Here is a 20,518-nt window from a genome sequence, read left to right as displayed (position 1 = left end):
GAGCCGCCCCGAAGCGGCGCGAACGCCTCAGTCGGTGTTGCCCCAGCTCAGGAAGGTCTCCTCCTGGAGCAGCGCCGCGGTGTGGTGGTGCCCCAGGGAGAACGCCGTGACGTTCTCGGCGACGGGCCCCGCCCCCGGCACGGAGCGCGACACGGTGGTGCCATCCCCGAGCTGCCCGGAGGCATTGGAGCCCCACGTCCAGACGCCGCTCGGAGAACCCGCCAACGAGTGCGCGTCACCCGCCGCCAGGAACGTGATGCCCGAGAGGCCCGCCACCTGGAAGGGACTCGGACGAGAGGACGCGGAGGTGCCATCCCCGAGCTGCCCGGAGGCATTGGAGCCCCAGGCCCAGACCGCGCCCGCCGACGTCAGTCCGAGCGAGTGCTGGGCACCCGCCGTGACGGACTGGAGCTCCGGGAGCGCCGACAGGAAGAGCGGAGACGTGCGCGGCGAGGTGGTGCCATCCCCGAGCTGCCCCTGGGTGTTGTCTCCCCAGGCCCAGGCCGTCCCATCGGCGCGCACCGCCAACGAGTGGCCACTTCCCGCCGAGACCGACACCATGTCGAGCAATTCCTTCACCTGCGCGGGCGCGAAGCGGAAGGAGCCCGGAGTGCTCTCGCCGAGCTGGCCCGAGGTGTTGCTTCCCCAGGCCCACACCGTTCCATCGGCGCGCACCGCCAGGGCATGCGCGCTCCCGGCGGCGACGGCCACGACGTTGGAGAGACCCTTGACCTGCATCGGCGAGATGCGCAGGGGAAGCGTGGACGGGTCCTCGCCGAGCTGGCCCGCGCTGTTGTCACCCCAGGCCCACACCGTGCCATCACACTGCAGCGCCAGGGAGAAGGTGCTCCCGGCCGCCACGGCCTCGAGGCACCGGGGTTGGGTGACGAAGCGAGGCGTGTCACTGGAGCCCACGCCCTCGATGCCGAGCTGACCGTGGGAATTGCTGCCCCAGCTCCACAGGGTGCCGTCGGAGAAGGTGGCCACGACGTGGTTGGCGCCCGAGGCGAGCGGCACGCGGCGCGGCGCGCCGAGCACCTGGACCGGAGTGGACACGGCGGTGCTGGAGCCATTGCCCAACTGACCTGAGGAGTTGTCTCCCCAGGCCCAGACGGTCTTGTCCTGACGCAGCGCGAAAGACGACCGGCCACCGGCCGCGATGCCCGTGACGCGCACGAAGCCCGGCACGCGCCGGGGCACGAGCTCCGCGACACTCGTCCCATTGCCCTGCTGTCCGGTGGCGTTGCGGCCCCACGTCCAGAGCGTGCCCTGGGTGCTCAGGGCCAGCAGGTGGTTGCCCCGGATGGAGAGCGCGGTGATGACGTCCGCCATGTTCGAGAGCCGCACGGGCACCAGGCGCTGCACCGTGGTGCCATCCCCGAGCTGGCCGTAGGTGTTGTCCCCCCACATCCAGACCTTGCCGTCCTGATCCAGGGCCGCCGAGTGGGAAGGGCCGGCCGCGATGGCGACGACGCGCGAGAGTCCCGACACCTGCACGGGCAGGGTGCGCGCCGTGGAGGAGCCATCCCCCAGCTGGCCATAGAGATTCTGGCCCCAGGCCCACACGGTGCCGTCCGACTTGAGCGCCAGCGAGTGGTAGGTGCCCGCGGCCACCTGGACGACGTCCGAGAGGGAGGACACCGCCCCCGGCGAGCGCGGCAGGTAGGAGGTCGACCCTCTGCCGAGCTGGCCATAGTTGTCGTCCCCCCACGCCAGCACCGTGCCATCCGTCTTGAGCGCCAACGAGTGGTAGGTTCCCGCGGCGAGTTCCTTGACGCCCGTCACCCCCGGCACCCCCCCGGGCGTGGGGCGCGGCACCGTGGTGCCATCCCCGAGCTGGCCATAGGTGTTGTCCCCCCAGGCCCACACCGTGCCATCCGTCTTGAGCGCCAGGGAGTGGTAGTTGGACGCGGCGAGCAACCGCACGGACGCCAGGGACACCTGCACCGGGACGAAGCGGGTGACAGCGCCCCCATCCCCGAGCTGGCCATAGGTGTTGTCGCCCCAGGCCCACAGCGTGCCGTCCTCGCGCAGCGCGAAGGTGTGCAGGTCACCCCCGAAGAGGGAATCCACGCCGGACAGGCTCTGGATCCGCGCTGGAACGGGGCGCCAGCTCGCGCCGCCATTGCCCAACTGCCCCGAGCCGTTGGCCCCCCAGGCCAGCACCGCGTTGTCCCCCCGAAGCGCCAGCGCGAAGGCACTGCCACAGGCCACGGTCCGGACATCCGACAGCCCGGTGACCTGGACCGGGGAGCGCAGGAGCGCGGAGCCCGCCTGGGCCACCTGCCCCTGGCTGTTGTCTCCCCAGGCCCACGCCGTGCCGTCGGATTTCCGGGCGAGCGAGTGGGTCGTGCCGCCATCGACGAAGGTGACATTCGAGAGGCCCAGGACCTGCACCGGCTTGGAGGACGAGGACGAGCCCCCGGTGCCCAGCTGACCATAGGTGTTGTCTCCCCAGGCCCACACCGTGCCATTGGTGGCCACCGCCAGGCTGTGCGAGCCGCCTCCCGCGATGGCGACGATGCCCGAGAGGCCCGCCACCTGGACCGGCGTGGCGCGGGAGGTGGTGGTGCCATCTCCCAGCTGCCCGGAGAAGTTGCCGCCCCAGACCCACACCGTGCCGTCCTCCTTGAGCCCCAGCGAGTGGTACTCCCCGGCGGCGATGGCCTTCACATTCGTCAGACCCGACACCTGCACGGGCCGGGAACGGGCGCTGGTGGAACCATCCCCGAGCTGGCCCGAGCCATTGTTGCCCCAGGCCCACACCGTGCCGTCGGACTTGAGCGCCAGGGAGTGCACGTTGCCCGCGGCGATGGCCTTCACGTTCGTCAGATTCGACACCAGGGCCGGCGTCGAGCGCTGCGAATTCCCGCCATCCCCAAGCTGGCCGTCGGAATTCCCCCCCCAGGTCCAGACCAGGAAGTCCTGGTCCAGCGCCATCGAGTGCACGTTGCCCGCGGCCACGGCCTCCACGCGCGAGAGCGCCACCCGCGTGGGCGTGAGCCGCTGGGTCAGCGAGCCATCCCCGAGTTGGCCCTGGCTGTTGGCGCCCCAGCTCCACAGCGTCTTCACCGGCGTGACGAACAGCACATGGCTCAACCCCCCCGCGAGATGGGAGGTCGGGTCCTGCCCGACGCTGGCGAGCAGCCCCCGGTGGGAGACCCCCCTGGAGGGTGCTTCCTCCATCGCATCGCCGCATGCGGAGCACAGGGACATGAGCATCGAGAGCGAGACCAGGAGGCTTCTCGAAAAGCTGCTTCGCATCATGGACTTCCTTTCCTTCAAACCCGGATGTCAGGGGGAAGAGCCGGGGTGCGTCTTTCCACAGCCACGGTATTTTCAAGTGGTCTTGGAATTGTAAAACCTGCATATGTGGGCAAAGCAGCGAGAAACTCAACTGGGTGAGTCGGGACTCTCCCCCAATCACCCAGGTCCGCATCCGGCTGCCTCACCGGGCGGAGATGGGCATATCCTACTCCATGGGTCGTCCGGCCCGGGGGCGGGAGCGGGCCGGGCATGGCGGCTGCGCAACACCTCCGGACAGGACTAGGGTGTGACTCCCATGACCGTCTCTCCTTCCCGCCGACAGGCCGCGCTGGCGGCGCTCGCCCTGGACGATGACGCCCTGCTCAAGGCCTGCGAGGTGGAGTACTTCATCGGCTCCGGCCCGGGTGGGCAGCACCGCAACACCACCGCCAGCGGCGTGCGGCTGACCCATGCCCCCACGGAGCTGTCCGTCTCCGCCACCGAGCGCCGCAGCCAGGTGCAGAACAAGGGCGTCGCGCTCGAGCGGCTGCGCGAGGGACTCCAGCTGCTCACCTTCGTGCCCAAGAAGCGCCACAAGACCCAGCCCACCAAGGGCTCACAGCGCCGCCGTCTGGAATCCAAGAAGCGCGTGGGCGAGAAGAAGGCCCAGCGCGGCAACAAGGACGGCTGGTAGAGGAGGCCCCCCGCTCATGCCCCCCACCCTGGAAGACGCCCTCGCCCTCGCCCTGGAGGCCCACCGCGGCCAGCGCGACAAGGCGGGGCAGACCTATATCCTCCACCCCCTGCGCGTGATGTTCCGTCTGGAGACGGAAACGGAGCGGATGGTGGCGCTCCTGCACGACGTGGTGGAGGACTCGCCCTACACGCTCGAGCAGCTTCGCGGACTCGGCTACTCCGAGGAGGTGCTGGGCGCGCTCGAATGCCTCACCAAACGCGAGGGCGAGGCCTACGAGGCCTTCATCGAACGCGTGCGTCCCCATCCGCTCGCGCGACGGGTGAAGCTCGCCGACCTCGAGGACAACATGGACGTGCGCCGGCTGCCCGCCCTCACGGAGAAGGACGCTCAGCGCCTGGCCCGCTACCGGGCCGCGTGGGCCCGATTGAAGACGGAATAATCAGGAATCGTCCCGCCCCCATCTGGACAAGGCGGGAGCACCCTCCATAATCATCCCGCTTTTCGAGAATAATTCGCCAGATTCGGTTTCACGGAGAAAAAGGCGGAAGTGCTCCGCCCCTCCGGGAAGGCCGGGGTTGGCCATCTCCATCCAAGGTGAGGGTGTACATGCTTCGAAATCCTGTCTCCGTGCGGAAGCTGATCGCGGGCACGCTGGTGGTGTCCCTCGGCTGTGGGGTGCCCCCTGGCCCCGGTGTGGAAGAGAACGAGCCGGCCGCGCTGTCCGCCCAGGAGCTGAGCGCGGCGGAGCGGGCACAGGCCTCGGATCGGGCGTACCAGTGGCTCAAGGCGCAGCAGGATCTGACCAACGGCTTCGCCCTGAACGGCCTCGTCGACAGCTTCGATGACTGGTGGAACGCCACCGAGCGCAAGCAGATCGTCTACACGTATGACCAGGCCGTGGCCGCCATCGCCTTCATGAACAAGGGCGACCGGGCGCGCGCGGAGAAGGTGCTCAACAAGCTGGTCGCCATCCAGGATCCGGATGGCTCGTGGATCAACTCCTACTGGTGGAACGGCTACGGCGAGGAGATCCGCAAGCACGTGGGCCCGGTGGCCTGGGTCGTCATGGCGTACATGACCCACGAGAAGCTCTACGGCGGCACCACCTACCAGGCCTCCGCCAAGAAGGCGCTGGACTGGATGCTCACGTTCAAGAAGCCCAACGGCGCCATCGCCGGCGGACGGACCACCTGGGACATCCAGGGCGTCTGGACGGACGAGGTCTGGAGCTCCACCGAGCACAACCAGGACATCTACAACATCTACCGCTACTACGCGGGCAAGTTCTCCGACCGCTCGACGGCGTACAACGACGCCGCCAACGGGGCGAAGCAGTTCCTCGACAACGTGATGTGGAACAACACCACGAAGCGTTTCTACGGGGGATGGAAGAACAACACCGGCCTGTTGGATCAGAACGTTCCCCTGGACGTCAACCCCTGGGGGGTCCTCGCGCTCGGCCTGTCGGGCACGCGCGACTACAAGGCCTCGCTCGCCTCCGTCGACAACGCCCGGGGCGTGGGCACGCTCGCCGATCCCAAGTACGTGCACTCCCTGCCCTACGAGAACACGACCATCACCGCGTACGACTTCGACTGGCAATACGACTGCGCGGCGGCCCAGGATCAGAACGGCAACTACAACGGAGACCGGTGCGCGGACATCTGGTTCGAGGGCTCCGCCTTCATGTCGGTCGCCCACTACATGAATGGAAACACGGCGAAGGCCGACTCCATCATCGACGAGATCATCAAGAAGCAGGGCACGAGTGGCACGCTGCTCGGCGGCATCCCCTACTCGCTCAAGGGCACCAGCAACAACTACTGGCGGATGGCGCAGGAGAACTGCGTGTCGAGCACCGGCTGGCTCATCATCGCCATCCACCGCTTCAACCCCTTCACCGGCGCGCTGGTGAACGGCGGCGGCACGACCAACCCGGGTGACACCCAGGCCCCCACCGCGCCCACCAACCTGAGCGCCCCGTCCAAGACGAGCACCAGCGTGACGCTGTCCTGGAACGCCTCCACGGACAACGTCGGCGTCAGTGGCTACGACGTCTACCGCGGCTCGACGCTGGCCGGCTCCACCTCGGCCACGACCTTCACGGTGAGCGGCCTGGCGGCCAGCACGGCGTACTCCTTCAGCGTCAAGGCGCGCGACGCGGCGGGCAACACCTCCTCGGCGAGCAATACGGTGAGCGTCACCACCAGCGCCTCCACCGGCGGCGGCGGCCACACCACGCCCGACTACACGGCCAACGTCACCAAGACGTCCAGCACCCAGGCGCAGATCTCCTTCAAGCCCACCACCAACGCCCTCTACGTGGACGTGCACTACACGCTCAACGGAGGCGGTCAGCAGAACTTCCGCATGACCAACAGCGGCGGCACCTGGACGCAGAACGTGAGCGGCCTGAGCACGGGCAGCAGGCTCGAGTACTGGTTCACCTACGAGAAGTCCGGACCCCAGTACGACTCGGTCCACTACACCTATACGCACTGAGCCCGCGTCGCGGGGAGCGGGCCTCCCGGAGGGGAGCGCCCGCTCACGCGAGAAGGTCCACGTTGGACGGCTCCTCCCGGGAGGCCCCGCTCTCCCGCGTGCTGCCGGCGAGGCGTTGCCCGTCGATCACCCGGCGCAGCCGCTCGCGCAACACGTCCATGTCCATGGGCTTGCGCAACAACCGGTCCGAGTGCTCCTCGAGGAAGGCCCGCGTCTCCTCCGTGAAGGCGCCTCCGGTCAGGAACAGCACCGAGCCGGCCTGGGCGGAGTGGGTGCGCTCCAGCTCCTGGAAGAACTCCATGCCGTTCATCTCCGGCATCATCAGATCGCACAGGATGACGTCGAAGGGCTCCGCCTGACACATCCGGGCGAGCGCCTCGCGGGCGCTGGACGCCACGGTCACCTCGTGCTCCCGGCTCAAGGCCCGGCGAAGGGAAATCCCCACGCGGGGCTCGTCATCCACCACGAGCAGCCGGGCCCGCTGGGTCCTCGCGAGCGCCAACCCGCCCGGGGCTACGTCCCGGCCCGGAGAGCACGCGGCTGGAAGTATCACCGTGAAGGTGCTGCCCCGCCCCGGCTCGCTGTGCACCTCGGGCTGGGGGTCCACCCCCACCTGCTCCAACCTCTGGACTTCCCGCAGGGAGAACTGGATGTTGGCGGTGATGTAGGCCAGCGGGTTGTTGATTTCGTGCGCCACGCCCGCCAAGAGCGTCCCCACCGAGGTGCGCCGATCGGCGACGACGAGTTGATCCCTCAGGAGCCGCAGCTCGCGCATCCGGGCATCGAGCAGGCCCTGCTGGACATGAAGCCGCTCCTGGTGCTCGCGCGCCTCGCCCACCAGGGTGTCGAGCACGTCCACCTGCTCGCGCCCCCCCATCTCCAGACGCGAGAGCGCGGCGGCCAGACGCTCGGGCTCGCCGCGCCCGGGCTCCTCCGGGGACTCACCCGGAACGGGAGCATTCCGGGAGAGCCGTTCGATCGCCTCGGTGACGCGCTCGAGCGGCCGCATCAACGGACCGCCCAGCCCGAAGAGGGCCACCACGCCGAGCCCCCACAGCACCAGGCTCCACAAACCCGCGAGCCCACGCAGGTGCTGGAGCTCTCGCTCCATGACGCCGGTGCTCAGGCCCACCAGCAGCGTGCCCCGAACACCCGCCGGGGTGTACACGGCGCGCCGGGCGAGCACCATTCCGGAGACGACGGCCCCGCCCTCCTTCCAGACCGCCGGAGGAACCCGCTCGGGGTGCCAGGCGGCCAGGAGCGTGCCGTCCTCGCGCGACAACACCCCGAAGAGGGCGTCGGGCACCATGGCGAGCACATCCACCTGGCGCTGCCCGTCCACGGCATCACCCCGCTCCAACGCGGACTCGACGCTCAGCGCCACCCACCGCGCGACATCCTGGGTCCGGACGCGCAGCTCCCGCCAGGCCCGGGCCTCCAGGTGAGTGCTGAAGGTGAAGAAGAAGCCGAGGGCCACGAGGGCGCACGCGAGCCCCCCGGCCAGGGTCCATCGAAGTCGCAAGGGCAACCGCCGAAGCCCGAGGCGAACATCGTGGGCAGCCCGCCCGCTCACGGAGCGCGCTCCCATGGCATGACCTTCCCGCTACCGGGCAATGTCCGCATCGTGGTGTTCCCCCCCAGGGTCGAATCCAACGGCTCCGGACGTCAGTTCAGATGATCCTTGAACGAATTCGACCGCGCCTTGATGGCGTTGAGGAACGACGAGTTCCGGGTCGATTCACGCGGTGGGCGGTGCGACAGGAAGTCCTGGATGGCCTGGTTCACCGCCGCGGGAGAGCTCAGGTGAGGCAGGTGGCCACGCGCGTCGATGCGCGCGAGCTGCGCGAGCGGGATGTTCCGGGCCATGTAGAGCCCCACCTCGTCGGGCACGGCGATGTCCCCACCGGACTGGAGGATGAGCGTGGGCGTCTTCAGGCGCGGCAGCTCCGCGCGGAAGTCGGACTCGAAGATGAATCGCGCGGTCGCCAGGGCGATGTCCGGACGCATGGAGGACAGGGTCCGTGCGAACTCCCGCGCCAGCTCCGGCATGTCCGGCATGTTGACGACCTGGCTGGCGAAGCCCGCCGCCCAGGAATGAAACTGGGTGGCCATGTCCGCGAAGAGCGCGTCGAGCTGGGAGGGCTCGAAGCCCCCCACGTAGCCCACGTCATTGAGGTAGCGCGGCGAGGCCTTGACGAAGACGAGCTGTTGGAAGCGATGGGGCTCGGCGATCGCCGCCAGCATGCCCGCCATCCCACTGACGGAGTGCCCGACGAGGATTCCGTCGTGCACGTCCAATTCCTCACACAATTCCAATACATCTTCCGCGTAGGCATGAACGCTGCTGTAGCGCTCCGCGTTGTACGCGTTGAAATCCGAACGGCCACACCCCACATGGTCGAAGAGGATGACCTGGTAGCGGTCCTTGAATGCCGCCACCTGATGCCGCCAGGCGCGTTGCTCGGAACCAAAGCCATGCGCGAAGATGAGCGGGGGCCCCATGGACCCCAAGACGCGCACGTTGAGCCGCTCGTAGATGGACAGAGACATTCCGCGCTCCCCCCCCCGGAAGCAGTGGAAGGTCTATCTTACTACGCTTCATTGAAAGACAGGAAGACCCCTCCCCCCCTGAAAACAGACGGCCCGGTGCGCCATGAAAAGGCACACCGGGCCGATGGTAGTTTCCCGCCGGGAGCGGAAAAACCTCAGCTCTTGGCGAGCTGACGCATCACGTACAGCAGGATGCCGCCGTGGCGGTAGTAGTCGAGCTCATTGGGCGTGTCGATGCGGCACAGCGCGGTGAACTCCTTGGTGCCGCCCTCGCCCGTGGCCTTCACGGTGAGCTTCTTCTGCGGCGCGAGGCTATCGGCCACGCCGGAGATCTCGAACGTCTCGTGGCCGGTGAGGCCCAGGCTCTGCGCGTCCTGGCCCGCCTCGAACTGCAGGGGCAGCACGCCCATGCCGATGAGGTTGGAGCGGTGGATGCGCTCGAAGCTCTTGGCGATGACGGCCTTGATGCCGAGCATCGCGGTGCCCTTGGCGGCCCAGTCGCGGCTGGAGCCCGTGCCGTACTCGGCGCCGGCGAGGACGACGAGCGGCGTGCCTTCCTGCTGATACTTCTGCGAGGCGTCGTAGATGCTCATGCGCTCGCGCGTGGGGATGTGGACGGACACGCCGCCCTCCACGCCGGGCACCAGCAGGTTCTTGAGGCGGATGTTGGCGAAGGTGCCGCGCACCATCACCTCGTGGTTGCCACGGCGCGCCCCGTAGGAGTTGAAGTCCTTGGGCTCCACGCCCTGCTCCATGAGGTACTTGGCCGCCGGGCTCGTCTTCGCGATGTTGCCCGCGGGAGAGATGTGGTCCGTGGTCACCGAATCCCCCAGGAGCGCGAGCACGCGCGCGCCCTTGATGTCGGCGAGCGGCTTGGGCTCGGCGGGGATGTTCTCCAGGAAGGTCGGCTTGCGCACGTAGGTGGACTTGGGGTCCCACTTGAACGTGTTGCCGCCATCCACCTTGAGCTGCTGCCAGAGCGCGTCGCCCTCCATGGCGCGCGAGTACTGGTGGCGGAACTGCTCGGGCTTGACCGCGGTGGAGATGGCCTGGCGGATCTCCTCGTTGGTGGGCCAGATGTCCTTGAGGAACACCGGGCGGCCGTTGCGGTCCGTGCCCAGGGGCTCGGTGTCCAGATCGCGCCCCACCTCGCCGGACAGGGCGTAGGCGACCACGAGCGGCGGCGAGGCCAGGTAGTTCATGCGCACGTGCGGGCTGATGCGGCCCTCGAAGTTGCGGTTGCCGCTGAGCACCGCGGCCACCACCAGGTCACCCGAGGTGACGGCCTCGGTGACGGGATCCGGCAGGGGGCCGGAGTTGCCGATGCAGGTGGCGCAGCCGTAGCCCACCACGTGGAAGCCGAGCGCCTCCAGGTAGGGCATGAGGCCGGCTTCCTTGAGGTAGTCCGTCACCACGCGGCTGCCGGGGGCGAGGCTCGTCTTCACCCAGGGCTTCACGTTGATGCCGCGCTCGACGGCCTTCTTGGCCAGCAGGCCCGCGCCCAGGAGCACCGCCGGGTTGGAGGTGTTGGTGCACGAGGTGATGGAGGCGATGACGACGGCGCCGTGGCCCAGCTCGTAGGACTGGTTGCCCGCCTTCACGGTGACGGTCTGCTTGAGGCGCTCGGGGGGCACGGCCGCCGCGGGGGCCTTCGCCTTGCCACCGCCCTCGTCGTCCTCGCCCTTGCTCTTGCCCGCGGCCAGCATCTCCACGAGCGACTTCTCGTAGGTGGCCTTCATGTCCTTGAGCGTCACCCGGTCCTGCGGGCGCTTGGGGCCGGCGAGGCTGGGGACGACCGTGGACAGGTCCAGGGTGAGCGTGTCGGTGAAGACGGGGTCCGGGGTGTTCTCCGTGTGGAAGAGGCCCTGCTCCTTGAAATAGGCCTCGGCCAGCGCCACGGTCTCCTCGGGACGGCCCGTGAAGCGCAGGTAGTTGAGGCTCTCCTCGTCCACCGGGAAGAAGCCGATGGTGGCGCCGTACTCGGGCGCCATGTTGGCGATGGTGGCGCGGTCCGGCAGGGACAGGCCCTTGAGGCCATCACCGAAGAACTCCACGAACTTGCCCACCACGCCGCGCTTGCGCAGCATCTGCGTGACGGTGAGCACCAGGTCCGTCGCCGTGGCGCCCGCGGGCAGCTTGCCCGTGAGCTTGAAGCCCACCACCTGGGGAATCAGCATGGTGATGGGCTGGCCGAGCAGCACCGCCTCGGCCTCGATGCCGCCCACGCCCCAGCCCACCACGCCCAGGCCGTTGATCATCGTCGTGTGGCTGTCGGTGCCCACGAGCGTGTCCGGATACACCGTGCTGCCCTGACGGAAGGCCACCTGGGCCAGGTACTCCAGGTTCACCTGGTGGCAGATGCCGATGTCCGGCGGCACCGCGCGGAAGTTCTTGAACGCGTTCTGGCCCCAGCGCAGGAAGGCGTAGCGCTCCTGGTTGCGCTCGAACTCCAGCTCCGCGTTGGCGCGGAAGGCATCCGAGGTGCCGAACACGTCCACCTGGAAGGAGTGGTCGATGACCAGGTCGGCCGGGTTGCGGGGGTTGATCTTCGTGGGATCTCCACCCAGGGCCGCGAGCGCCTCGCGCATGGCGGCCATGTCCACCACCGCCGGCACGCCCGTGAAGTCCTGCAGGAGCACGCGCGCGGGGTGGAAGGAGATCTCCGTGTCGGGCTCGGCCTTGGGATCCCAGGCGAGCATCTTCTCCACGTGCTCGCGCTTGACCACGCGGCCATCTTCATTGCGCAGCAGGTTCTCGAGCAGGATCTTCAGCGAGAAGGGCAGGCGCGCCACCGACGCGTGGTCCTTGCCCACCTTGGCGAGGCTGTAGATGTCGTACGTGGCCGAGCCCACCTTGAGCTGGCTCTTGCTCTTGAAACTGTCCGTCATTGTAGGTGCCGTCCTTCTTTCCATCCGCAAGGAATCAAGGGTCTTCTAGGCCCGCCGACAGCGGCTTGCAATTGCAAAGGCCAGCGCGCGGGCCCCCGCGCCAGCACGAAGCGAAGCACTCAACGTCCCGAGAGCAGACGGGCCGTGCTCTGGAGGCGAGCGGTGGCCAGCTGGGTCAGTGCGTCGCGCAGGCCCGGCTGGGTGGAGATGTGGCGCTCGAACGCCGGACGGCTCAGCTTGAGCAGCACCCCCGGCACGTCCGCCCGCACCGTCGCCGTCACCGGCTTGTCCAGGAGCAGGGAGATTTCCCCGAAGACGTCCCCCTCGCGCAACACCGCCAGGGGAATCTCCTGGCCGTCCTCGCGGATGTAGTAGGGCGTGCACCGGCCGCGCAGCAGCAGATAGAGACCATCCCCCATCTCCCCGGCGGTGAGCAGCGCCACGCCCGCGTCCACGCGCCGCAGCTCGAATTCCCGCGAGAGGCTGCGCCGCTGCGCCTGGCGCAGGGAGGAGAAGATGGAGTGGGTGCGCATGAGCTGGTCCGCCGCGCGCTTGCGGCAGAAGCCCCGCACCACGCGCTCCACCAGGGGGTACGTCTGGGCGATCTCCGTCAGCCGCGCCCGCGACAGCTCCAGCAGCACCGAGGGCGTCGAGGGCATCACCGTCGACATCCGGGGCCCATCGGTGAGCAGCGCCATCTCCCCGAAGACGCCCCCCTCCCCCACCGACTCCGCCGGAGCACCCCGGCCCTCGAGCAGCCGCAGCACGTCCGCCCGCCCCTCCACCAGGAAGAACATGGAGGAGCCCTGGTCCCCCTCGCGGATCACCGGCAGGCCCACCCCGTAGTGCCGCACCTCCACCGCGTCGAGCAGCGCGGCGAACGCCTCCTGGCTCAGCATCGAGAAGAGGGGCACCGCCACCGAGTCCTCTCGTTCGGGCAGCAACAACTCCAGGTCATCCAGCACCCGATCTCCCCCCTCTTCCGTGGGGCTCGCGGGATAGCGGGCGTAGAGGTTGGCGATGAAGGTCTGTGTGCGCTTGTGCCCCGGATCGAGCCACGACAGGTGCTTGCACATCACGATGGCCCGGAGGAGCTGGCTGCCCTGGGCCCACAGCCGCGCGAGCGCCTCGCAGACGGCGGCGGCCTCTCCTGGCGCGCCGAGCTGCTCGAGCCGTCTCAACTCGGAGAGAGCCTGGTCCACCCGTCCCCGGGAAGCGATCCTCCCCGCCAGGGCTCGCTGTCGGACAACGGCATCCGCATCGCTCTCATCCGTGTGTACGCTCACGGGCGCGGCACCCTAGCACTTCCTGGCCGGCTTCCCACCGGAAGCTCAAGAGGAAGACGGGAGCGTCTGCCCTCCCTCCAGGGCGGGGGCGAACAGGTCGCCTACCTTGTCCAGGCGCCGCCGCAGGGTCTCGAGGGTGAACCGTGTGGGGTCCAACCGGCGCGTCACCTCCGACCACTTGAGCGGCGTGGACACGGGCGCGTGCGGCAGCGCCCGGAGTGAGTAGGGCGCCACCACCGTCTTGCCCCAGGCGTTCTGGCCCGCGTCCAGGTACAGCCGCCCTTCACGCCGCGTCTTGGCGTGCTCGGTGGTGGCCAACTCCGGGTATTCCTGGGCGAGCGCTTCGAACACCTGGAGTGCGAACGCCCTTGTCCGCGCGTAGGTATGGCCCGGCGCCAGGGGCACCAACACGTGCAGGCCCCGCTTGCCGGACGTCTTGGGCACGCTCGCCAGGCCGAGCCGCTCCAACAGACGCCGCAGGCCCAGCGTCAGCTCGATCAGCTCCTCGAAGGTCCCCTTGGGACCGGGATCCAGATCGAACACCACCCAGTCGGGCTGCTTGAGGTGCGGCACCCGGCTCGACCACATGTGCAGGGTGAGCGCGGACTGGTTGGCGAGCCACAGCAGCGACTCGGGCCTGTCCACCACCACGTGGGACAAGAGCCGCGCCTCGTGCCGGATGCGCGTGACGGTGAGCCAGTCCGGCGCGCTCTCCACCCCCTGGCGGAAGAAGCCGGGCGCCTGGATCCCCTGGGGCCACTGCTGCAACGTGAGCGGCCGGCCCGCGAGCGCCGGCACCATCAGGGGCGCCACGTCCTGGAACCACGCGAACACGTCCGCCTTGGTGAGTCCCACCGCGGGAAACAGCACCCGCTCCCCATGGGTGAGCACGACCGGCTCCCCGGCGGCGCCCTTCCGGGCGGTGGCGGTCCGTCCCGCGGCCCGCTTCCCCGGACGCGCCTTGCGTCCCGTCTCCCGGTGCGGCCCTCGCGCGGAGGGGCCCCGGCGCACGGGCGTCTCGCGCGGCCGCTCGCGCACACACTCCTCGGGGCGCTTGTCGTTTCGCAGCCCCTGGAAGGAGGGATGGCGCAGGCGTCCGTCCTCGGTCCACTCGGTGAAGGCCACCTGGGCCACGTGGCGGGGCTTCACCCAGACGGCCTCCTCGTGGCGCAAGGCGTCACGGACCCGCGGCGCTTCCTTCACCAGGGGCTTCTTCACCTCGTCGCGCGACAGGAGCTTCAACAGATCGCGCCGCACCTGCGTGGAGTAACCCGTCCCCACCTTGCCCGCGTAACGCCAGGCCCCGTCCTCACGCACCGCCACCAGGAGCGCGCCAATCTCCGGCCGCTCGTTGGCCATGGGCGTGAAGCCCACGATGGCCACCTCCTGGTTGGCCTGGACCTTGAGCTTGAGCCATGCCTCGCCCCGGCCCGGCGCGTAGACGGAGCCCACGCGCTTGGCCATGACGCCCTCCCACCCTCGCCGCCGCGCCTGGGAGAGCGCCTGCCGCGCGGTCCCCTCCACCCGCTCGGCGAGCGCGAGCGGTGGCTTCACCCGCGCCAGCAGCCCCTCGAGCTTCTTCCGGCGCTCCTCCAGCGGCAGCGGGCTCAGGTCCTCCCCGTCGAGCCACGGGACATCGAACACCACGAAGCGCTCCTCGGCGCCCTTGCCGAGCAGTTGGAAGCGCGAACGGCCCTGGGCATCCAGGGCCACGAGTTCCCCGTCCAGCACCACCTCGTGTTTCCCCAGCGCCTCGAGGGCCTGGGCGATGGCGGGAAAGCGCTCGGACAGGTCATGGCCTCCGCGCGAGTGCAGGGCCACCCGTCCGCCGTGGACCGCCGCGAGCGCGCGGAAGCCGTCGTACTTCACCTCGAAACGCCAGTCCGCCGCGTCCGTGGCCTCCACCTGGGCGAGCGTGGCCAGCATGGGCGTGCCCACCCGCGCCAGGAGGGCCTGGGGCGAGCGGAGCCTGGGCGTGGCCTTGGCCTTGGCCTTGGACGCGGTCCGGCGCTTGGGCCCGCGGGTGACACGCTGGCCGGACTTCACGGACTCGGGACGCTCGACGGTGACGTCATAGCCAGGGCGCTCGGTGCCATCCTTGGCCTTGATGCACAACCACTGCGCCTTCTTGCCCACCGGACGCGTGCGGATGAGGTGCCACTCGCCCTCGAGCTTCTGGCCATGCAGCGCCACGTGCAGCCGGCCCCGCGCGAGCTGCGCCGAGGCCTCACCCGGAGGCACGGTGTCGAAGGTGCCCGACTCCCACAGCAGCGAATCCCCCGCTCCGTAGTTCCCCTCGGAGATGCGGCCCTCGAAGGTGGCATAGGCCAGGGGGTGGTCCTCGGTCTGGACCGCGAGCCGCTTGTCCGCCGGGTCATGGCTCGGGCCCTTGGGAATGGCCCAACTGACGAGCACCCCGTCGATCTCCAGCCGCAGGTCGTAGTGCAGCCGCGTGGCGTCGTGCTTGTGCACCACGAAGACGCCCCCACCGGCGGGCGCGGAAACCTCTGGAGAGGGCTCGGAGGTCCGCGAGAAGTCACGCTTCTCGCGGTAGGTGCCCAAGCGCTTCCGGGCAGAAGGTCTTGCGCGTCGCGAGGTCGTCATCACCCCTGAAGGTCGGCACGCCCCACCCATCAGGCAAAGCGACCCCTGGCCCCCCCACCCCGCCCGCCTCCTTCACCTCGCCCGTCGGGCGCGGGTGGAGACGCCCCAGGTCATCCGCCTACTTCTTCTGTCGCTTCCGTTCCTCCAGTTGCTCCGAGAAGTCGATCCGCGGCTTCTCGTTGGGGTCCACCTGCTCGATCCTCGCGCGCTGCTCCCCCTCGGGCGGCTCGATGACGGTCATGAACTGGGGATCATTGAGCACGACACTGCCGGGGCTGTGGTCCACCTTGGCCGGGTCCACCGCCGTGTCCGGGAACTCCACTCCCTCGCGGGTCGGAATGCCGTAGATGTCCTCGAAGGTGCTGGCGGCGGCGCCACAGATGGGCAGCCAGGTCCCATCGGGAAGCACGAGCCGATCGAACTCGATGTAGACGCGCATCCGCGTGGTCACCGCCGTGCCCAGGATCCGCACGAACTTGTCATTCGCATACGGGTACATGTGGGCCGCGATGGGCCCCGGCTTGACGTTCAAGGCCGCGCCCTCCTCCACGAGCCGATGCGACACCGAGGAGACCGTGGGGCCCGGTTGGAGGTAGGTGGGAAACCAGTACCCGAGCCCCGTTTCGAACCCGAGCTTCCGGATGTTCTCGCGTGCCTCGTACGGGCATTTGTCGAGGTAGCCGCTGGGGTCTGGCCGCACGGCCGGAACGGTGGCACAGCCGAACAGCTGAGCCACCGTCACGCCCAGCAGGGCCTGGAGCCGGGAGCACCCGCGCGCGGGCGCCTGGGTCGAGGGAGCGGGTAGAGGACGGGACGGGTCGGGCTGAAAGGACGACACGGGTGGCACTCCTGGGTCGGAGGGCGCCGGAGAAACCGGCGCGGTGGCCTCCACGGGAGGAGCTTCCTCGGTGTGGAGAAGGGCCCACCCTAGCAATCCCACCAACCCCACCCCGAGCGCCAATGCCACGCGTGCGCTCGTCCGGCGCGCCGGGGGTCTGGCCCGTGGAGACAGGGGCCCCTTCATGGGAACCAATGCGCCGTTCACCGGCCTCGATGACACCCCGAGGTCGCGGTACGGCAGGCCCGGAGTCCACCAGGGAACCGTGTCGCCTTCGTCCGCGCGAAGGCGCTCCAGCTCTTCTCGCACCTCACGCGCACTGGCGGGGCGCTGAGCGGGGTCCTTCGCCAACAGTCGCATGGCGAGTTCGCACAACGAATCGGGAGCCCGGGGGTTGAGTTGCCTGGGATCCACGGGAGGCACGGAGAGGATGGCCAGCAGCAGGTGATTCACCGGCAACTTCGGATTGAAGGGGTGATGACCCGTCAGCGCCTCATAGAGAAGGACGCCCACCGCGTAGAGGTCCGCGCTGGGATGGGCCTCGAAACGAGCGCCCTTCTGGAGAGCATCCGCGCTCATCACGAAGCGGATGGCCTCGGGAGGCTGACAGTAGAGCGTCCCCGGGGCGATGCCCTCGGTCAATGGACGCGCGCCCGGCAGATGAACGGCGCCGAAGTCGATGAGGAAGGGCCGCTCGTCCCCTTCCCGCACGATCACGTTGTCCGCCTTGAGGTCACGATGGCAGATCCCCCGCGCGTGCATCGCCTCCAACGGGCGCAGCACCTCACCCAGCACCCGCACCCACTGATGGGGCGTGACGTGACGGCGGCGGCTCCACTCATAGAAGGTCGTGCCCGGAACGTAGTCGGTGACGAAGAAGGAGTAGCCCGTGCGCGGCAACGGCCATCGGCCCAGCTCATGGATGGGCAGCAGGTTGGGATGGACCAGGTGCTCCAGGGATACCGCCTCCCGGCGGATCCATCCATCCACCTGGTCCTCATCCACCTCCGAAACGGGTTGCAGCGCCATCTTCAGGGCGTAGGGGTTCCCCTCGTGTTCCACCAGGAAGACGATGGAAAAGCCACCCGAGCCCAGGCGCCGGATGATCCGGTACTCGCGCACGTGGTCGCCCGGACGAAGTTGGTTGGGATGCAGGGCCTTGTTCATGGTGTCGGCGTCTCGCGGGGAAGGGGCAGGCAGAAAGTGGATTCCGGAGCGCTCTCGCCGTTCAGCGCCACGTCCAGCCGTTCGGCGCCATCGGGGAGAACGGTCACGAAGGTGTGCTGATTCAGGATGGCGGTTGAAACCAACGAGGAAACCCGCAACGCGGGCAGCGCCACGACGGACCCACCCTTCACGGCGGCACGGAATCGGAGCCGCCTCCAGGCCTCGGCGTCCGCTCGCCGATCCCAGAGGAGCAAGGAAACGAAGACGTGCCGCCCCAGTCGCAGGACCGACCTGAGCCGCACGCTCGTGTCTCCGCTCACGCGGCTCCGCGTTGGCAGCAGGGGTAGCGCCACGGGCTGCTCCCGAGAGGAGGAGTTGAGGAACCGGGCCACGTCCTCCAAGCCCCTGGCATCCGCGTCGGGGGACTGGAGGAGGAGGAGCTTCACCTCGGTGTCCACCTCGTCCTCGACGGAGGTGAGCGCGAACTGAAGCGAATCGCCCCGCGCCAGCGGCACGGTGAGCCGCAGGCGCTCGCCCACGGGGAGGTCGGCGGCGGGCAGGAGGAGGAAGGCCGCGCCCTCCACGGGAACGAGCCGGACCCGACCTCGCGCGTCGTCGAGGACCGGCCCTCCGTCAGCGAGCGGTGCGCCCACGGACACGAGCGTGGCGGTACCACCCGCGACGTGGATCTCGGGCAGGCCACCACCGGGCTCCAGGGAGACATGGACGGAGCGGTGACGGGACATCCGGCCAGGCGGCGGCTCCTGGGCGGGAGCCGGAGAGGGCACGAACAAGAACGGTACGAGGAGAGCGGTCCAGGAAACGCAGCGCACGCGAGGAACCTTCGTCGTGAAAGCGGCGAAGGTATTCGGGAGAACGCTGGCCGGGCAAGAACAGGTTGACTTTCGAGGTCATCCACGAGAACGTGACTTCTGAAATCAAGTCTTGCATGGAGAACACATGTCCGACTCTCCCGATGATCCGGACTCCGATGGCCTGTCGTCCCCTCGCCTCCCGGCCGCCATGCTGCGGGGGATGGTGCTGTTGCTGGGCCTCATGCCCTTGAGTTCCCGGGCACGAACGAGCCTCGATCTGCCGCTGCCCCCGGGATGGGACGTGGAGCAGCGAGACCTCAACCTCTACGAGGACCCAGCTCCGGCGGAGCGGGAGCTGCGCGTGACGAAGGGCTTTCCCACGTCCGTGGAGCTGCTGGATGGGCGGGTGGATCTGGTGAGCACCACCATGAAGGGAGCGCGGGGCCGCATCGAGCTGAGCGCGAAGGACGGCGAACTGCTCGTGGGGATGATCGACCACCTGGAGCCCGGAGAGCGGGTGCCCCTCTCCGTGGCCTACCTGGATGGAGGGCGCGTGGAGCTGACGCTGGTGAAGGCCGGACTGGTGACGGACGTGTGGCTGCGAGTCCGGCGCAGCCCCGAGCAGCCCCTCTAGATGACCCGGCGGAAGACGTACAACACGCGCTCCAGCATCTTGCGCCAGAGCGGCCGGCGGCGGAACGAAGCGAGGTCCACCTCGCGGCAGTCGTCGCAGTCGCGGCGGATGCCCTCCTCCATCTGAGCGCCCAACCGGGGATCGGCGAAGACCGCGTTCGCCTCGTGGTTGAAGAAGAAGGACAGCCGCTCGAGGTTGAACGAGCCGATGGTGCCCCACGCCCCGTCCACCACCGCCGTCTTCGAGTGCAGCACGCACCGCTCCCACTCGAAGATACGAACGCCCGCGGTGAGCAGCTTCTCGTAGAAGGCGCGCGTGGCGTTCATGATCCACGGATGGTCGCCCTTGGCGTTGAGCAGCAGGCGGACCTCCACACCGCGAGCGGCGGCGTCGCGCAGCGCGGCCACCAGCTTGCGATCCGGCACGAAGTAGGCGGCCGCCACCAGCACGCTCTTGCGCGCCCGGGAAATGGCGTGGAGGTAGGCGCGGTGGATGCTGCGGCGGTTGGACAGGACCGCCAGACCCACGTCGCCCCGCGTACCGCCCACCGTCTGACGGCGCAGCTGCTTGCGCAACCGGCGGCCCTCGCGCCAGGAGCGGAACCTGTCCTGGAAGGCCATGCGCCAGGTGGCCACGAAGCGGCGCTCCAGCTCGTGCACCGCGGGGCCCTCCACCCGCAGCACGTCGTCGCGCCAGCACTCGCCCCCATGGCCCCGGGGCGCCCAGTGCACGGCGATGTTCACCCCGCCGATGAAGGCCACCTCGCCATCCACCGAGAGGATCTTCCGGTGGTCGCGCCGCAACAGATGGCGCACGCCCCGCCCCAGGCTGCTGAAGGGCTTGAAGGGGCGGATGTCCACGCCGCGAGCGCGCAGCGACTCGAAGAACTCACTCCGGCTCGACCAGGAGCCCAGGGCGTCATACAGCACCTTCACGTGCACGCCGCGCCCGGCCGCCTCCGCCAGCGCCTCGCCGAACAGCTCGCCCACGGCGTCGGACAGGAACATGTACGTCTCGAGGTGCACGGAGCGCCGGGCACACCGGATGGCGTGCAGCATGGCGGGGTAGACCTCGGTCCCATCGCGCAGCAACTCACAGGCGTTGCCCTGGAGCGGCGAATGCGAGGGCGGCAGGTAGTAGCGCGCCAGCAGCGCCGTGGAGACGTGGGTGTTCCAGCGGGGCGAGGAAGCGGGCGGACGGACGGCCTCTTGCTCCGGCGCGTCCACGGTCCGAACCCTCAGCTCCCCGCCCCTGCCTCCATCCCACTCACGCATGGTGGAGCAAGCTTGGG

General features: G+C 69.1%; 13 protein-coding genes. 4 read left to right on the top strand and 9 right to left on the bottom strand.

Annotated features, from left to right (window positions below):
- Positions 1–27 precede the first annotated feature (27 nt).
- Complete coding sequence (locus MEBOL_RS24625; RefSeq protein ID WP_095979748.1) at positions 28–3,267, bottom strand: RCC1-like domain-containing protein; 3,240 nt, start codon at positions 3,265–3,267, stop codon at positions 28–30.
- A gap of 295 nt (positions 3,268–3,562) precedes the next feature.
- On the opposite strand from MEBOL_RS24625, the gene MEBOL_RS24620 reads away from it, so the two are divergent.
- From MEBOL_RS24620 to MEBOL_RS24610, 3 genes are all read left to right on the top strand, one after another.
- Entirely contained in the window at positions 3,563–3,940 is a 378-nt protein-coding gene (locus MEBOL_RS24620) for a peptide chain release factor-like protein (RefSeq protein WP_095979747.1), read from the top strand.
- Between the two features lie 16 nt (positions 3,941–3,956).
- Positions 3,957–4,382 (top strand): bifunctional (p)ppGpp synthetase/guanosine-3',5'-bis(diphosphate) 3'-pyrophosphohydrolase, encoded by a 426-nt coding sequence (locus tag MEBOL_RS24615; RefSeq protein WP_095979746.1) that lies wholly within the window; start codon positions 3,957–3,959, stop codon positions 4,380–4,382.
- A 167-nt stretch (positions 4,383–4,549) separates the two neighbouring features.
- A complete protein-coding gene (locus MEBOL_RS24610; RefSeq protein ID WP_095979745.1) occupies positions 4,550–6,445 on the top strand; it encodes a fibronectin type III domain-containing protein in 1,896 nt (631 codons plus the stop codon).
- Positions 6,446–6,488: 43 nt separating this feature from the next.
- On the opposite strand, the gene MEBOL_RS24605 is transcribed toward MEBOL_RS24610, so the two are convergent.
- The 7 genes from MEBOL_RS24605 to MEBOL_RS24575 all read right to left on the bottom strand — a co-directional run bounded on the left by MEBOL_RS24605 (position 6,489) and on the right by MEBOL_RS24575 (position 18,566).
- Positions 6,489–7,967 (bottom strand): response regulator, encoded by a 1,479-nt coding sequence (locus MEBOL_RS24605; RefSeq protein WP_157775448.1) that lies wholly within the window; start codon positions 7,965–7,967, stop codon positions 6,489–6,491.
- 143 nt (positions 7,968–8,110) lie between these two features.
- The gene (locus tag MEBOL_RS24600; protein ID WP_095979743.1) at positions 8,111–8,995 is read right to left on the bottom strand and encodes an alpha/beta fold hydrolase; all 885 of its coding nucleotides are present in this window, start codon (positions 8,993–8,995) and stop codon (positions 8,111–8,113) included.
- A gap of 155 nt (positions 8,996–9,150) precedes the next feature.
- Positions 9,151–11,883: an aconitate hydratase AcnA gene (gene acnA / locus MEBOL_RS24595; RefSeq protein WP_095979742.1), complete on the bottom strand. Its 2,733-nt coding sequence runs from the start codon at positions 11,881–11,883 to the stop codon at positions 9,151–9,153.
- Between the two features lie 119 nt (positions 11,884–12,002).
- Positions 12,003–13,169, bottom strand: a complete 1,167-nt coding sequence (locus MEBOL_RS24590) for a cyclic nucleotide-binding domain-containing protein (protein ID WP_170115582.1) — start codon at positions 13,167–13,169, stop codon at positions 12,003–12,005.
- Between the two features lie 45 nt (positions 13,170–13,214).
- Complete coding sequence (ligD, locus tag MEBOL_RS24585; RefSeq protein WP_245918814.1) at positions 13,215–15,731, bottom strand: DNA ligase D; 2,517 nt, start codon at positions 15,729–15,731, stop codon at positions 13,215–13,217.
- Positions 15,732–15,891: 160 nt separating this feature from the next.
- Complete coding sequence (locus MEBOL_RS24580) at positions 15,892–17,778, bottom strand: serine/threonine protein kinase (protein ID WP_095979739.1); 1,887 nt, start codon at positions 17,776–17,778, stop codon at positions 15,892–15,894.
- Positions 17,775–18,566 (bottom strand): DUF2381 family protein, encoded by a 792-nt coding sequence (locus MEBOL_RS24575; protein WP_157775446.1) that lies wholly within the window; start codon positions 18,564–18,566, stop codon positions 17,775–17,777. The genes MEBOL_RS24580 and MEBOL_RS24575 overlap by 4 nt, the downstream gene beginning before the upstream one ends.
- A gap of 172 nt (positions 18,567–18,738) precedes the next feature.
- Here MEBOL_RS24575 and MEBOL_RS24570 point away from each other — a divergent pair, with 172 nt between their 5' ends.
- Positions 18,739–19,227, top strand: a complete 489-nt coding sequence (locus MEBOL_RS24570; RefSeq protein ID WP_095979737.1) for a DUF2381 family protein — start codon at positions 18,739–18,741, stop codon at positions 19,225–19,227.
- Here the strand turns inward: MEBOL_RS24570 and MEBOL_RS24565 are convergent.
- Positions 19,224–20,501 carry a phospholipase D-like domain-containing protein gene (locus tag MEBOL_RS24565; RefSeq protein WP_095979736.1) on the bottom strand — a complete coding sequence of 426 codons (1,278 nt, stop codon included), beginning with the start codon at positions 20,499–20,501 and terminating at the stop codon, positions 19,224–19,226. The two genes, MEBOL_RS24570 and MEBOL_RS24565, sit on opposite strands and share 4 nt — an antisense overlap.
- Positions 20,502–20,518: the final 17 nt, after the last annotated feature.

The organism is Melittangium boletus DSM 14713 (assembly GCF_002305855.1).
Taxonomy (GTDB): Bacteria; Myxococcota; Myxococcia; order Myxococcales; family Myxococcaceae; genus Cystobacter; species Cystobacter boletus.
This window is presented reverse-complemented; position numbering and strand designations above follow the sequence as displayed.

What these genes read in the sequence shown, in the direction of transcription:
- MEBOL_RS24625 (WP_095979748.1), bottom strand. Translation starts at nt 3,267, where the DNA reads ATGATGCGAAGCAGCTTTTCGAGAAGCCTCCTGGTCTCGCTCTCGATG.
- MEBOL_RS24620 (WP_095979747.1), top strand. Translation starts at nt 3,563, where the DNA reads ATGACCGTCTCTCCTTCCCGCCGACAGGCCGCGCTGGCGGCGCTCGCC.
- MEBOL_RS24615 (WP_095979746.1), top strand. Translation starts at nt 3,957, where the DNA reads ATGCCCCCCACCCTGGAAGACGCCCTCGCCCTCGCCCTGGAGGCCCAC.
- MEBOL_RS24610 (WP_095979745.1), top strand. Translation starts at nt 4,550, where the DNA reads ATGCTTCGAAATCCTGTCTCCGTGCGGAAGCTGATCGCGGGCACGCTG.
- MEBOL_RS24600 (WP_095979743.1), bottom strand. Translation starts at nt 8,995, where the DNA reads ATGTCTCTGTCCATCTACGAGCGGCTCAACGTGCGCGTCTTGGGGTCC.
- acnA (WP_095979742.1), bottom strand. Translation starts at nt 11,883, where the DNA reads ATGACGGACAGTTTCAAGAGCAAGAGCCAGCTCAAGGTGGGCTCGGCC.
- MEBOL_RS24580 (WP_095979739.1), bottom strand. Translation starts at nt 17,778, where the DNA reads ATGAACAAGGCCCTGCATCCCAACCAACTTCGTCCGGGCGACCACGTG.
- MEBOL_RS24570 (WP_095979737.1), top strand. Translation starts at nt 18,739, where the DNA reads ATGTCCGACTCTCCCGATGATCCGGACTCCGATGGCCTGTCGTCCCCT.
- MEBOL_RS24565 (WP_095979736.1), bottom strand. Translation starts at nt 20,501, where the DNA reads ATGCGTGAGTGGGATGGAGGCAGGGGCGGGGAGCTGAGGGTTCGGACC.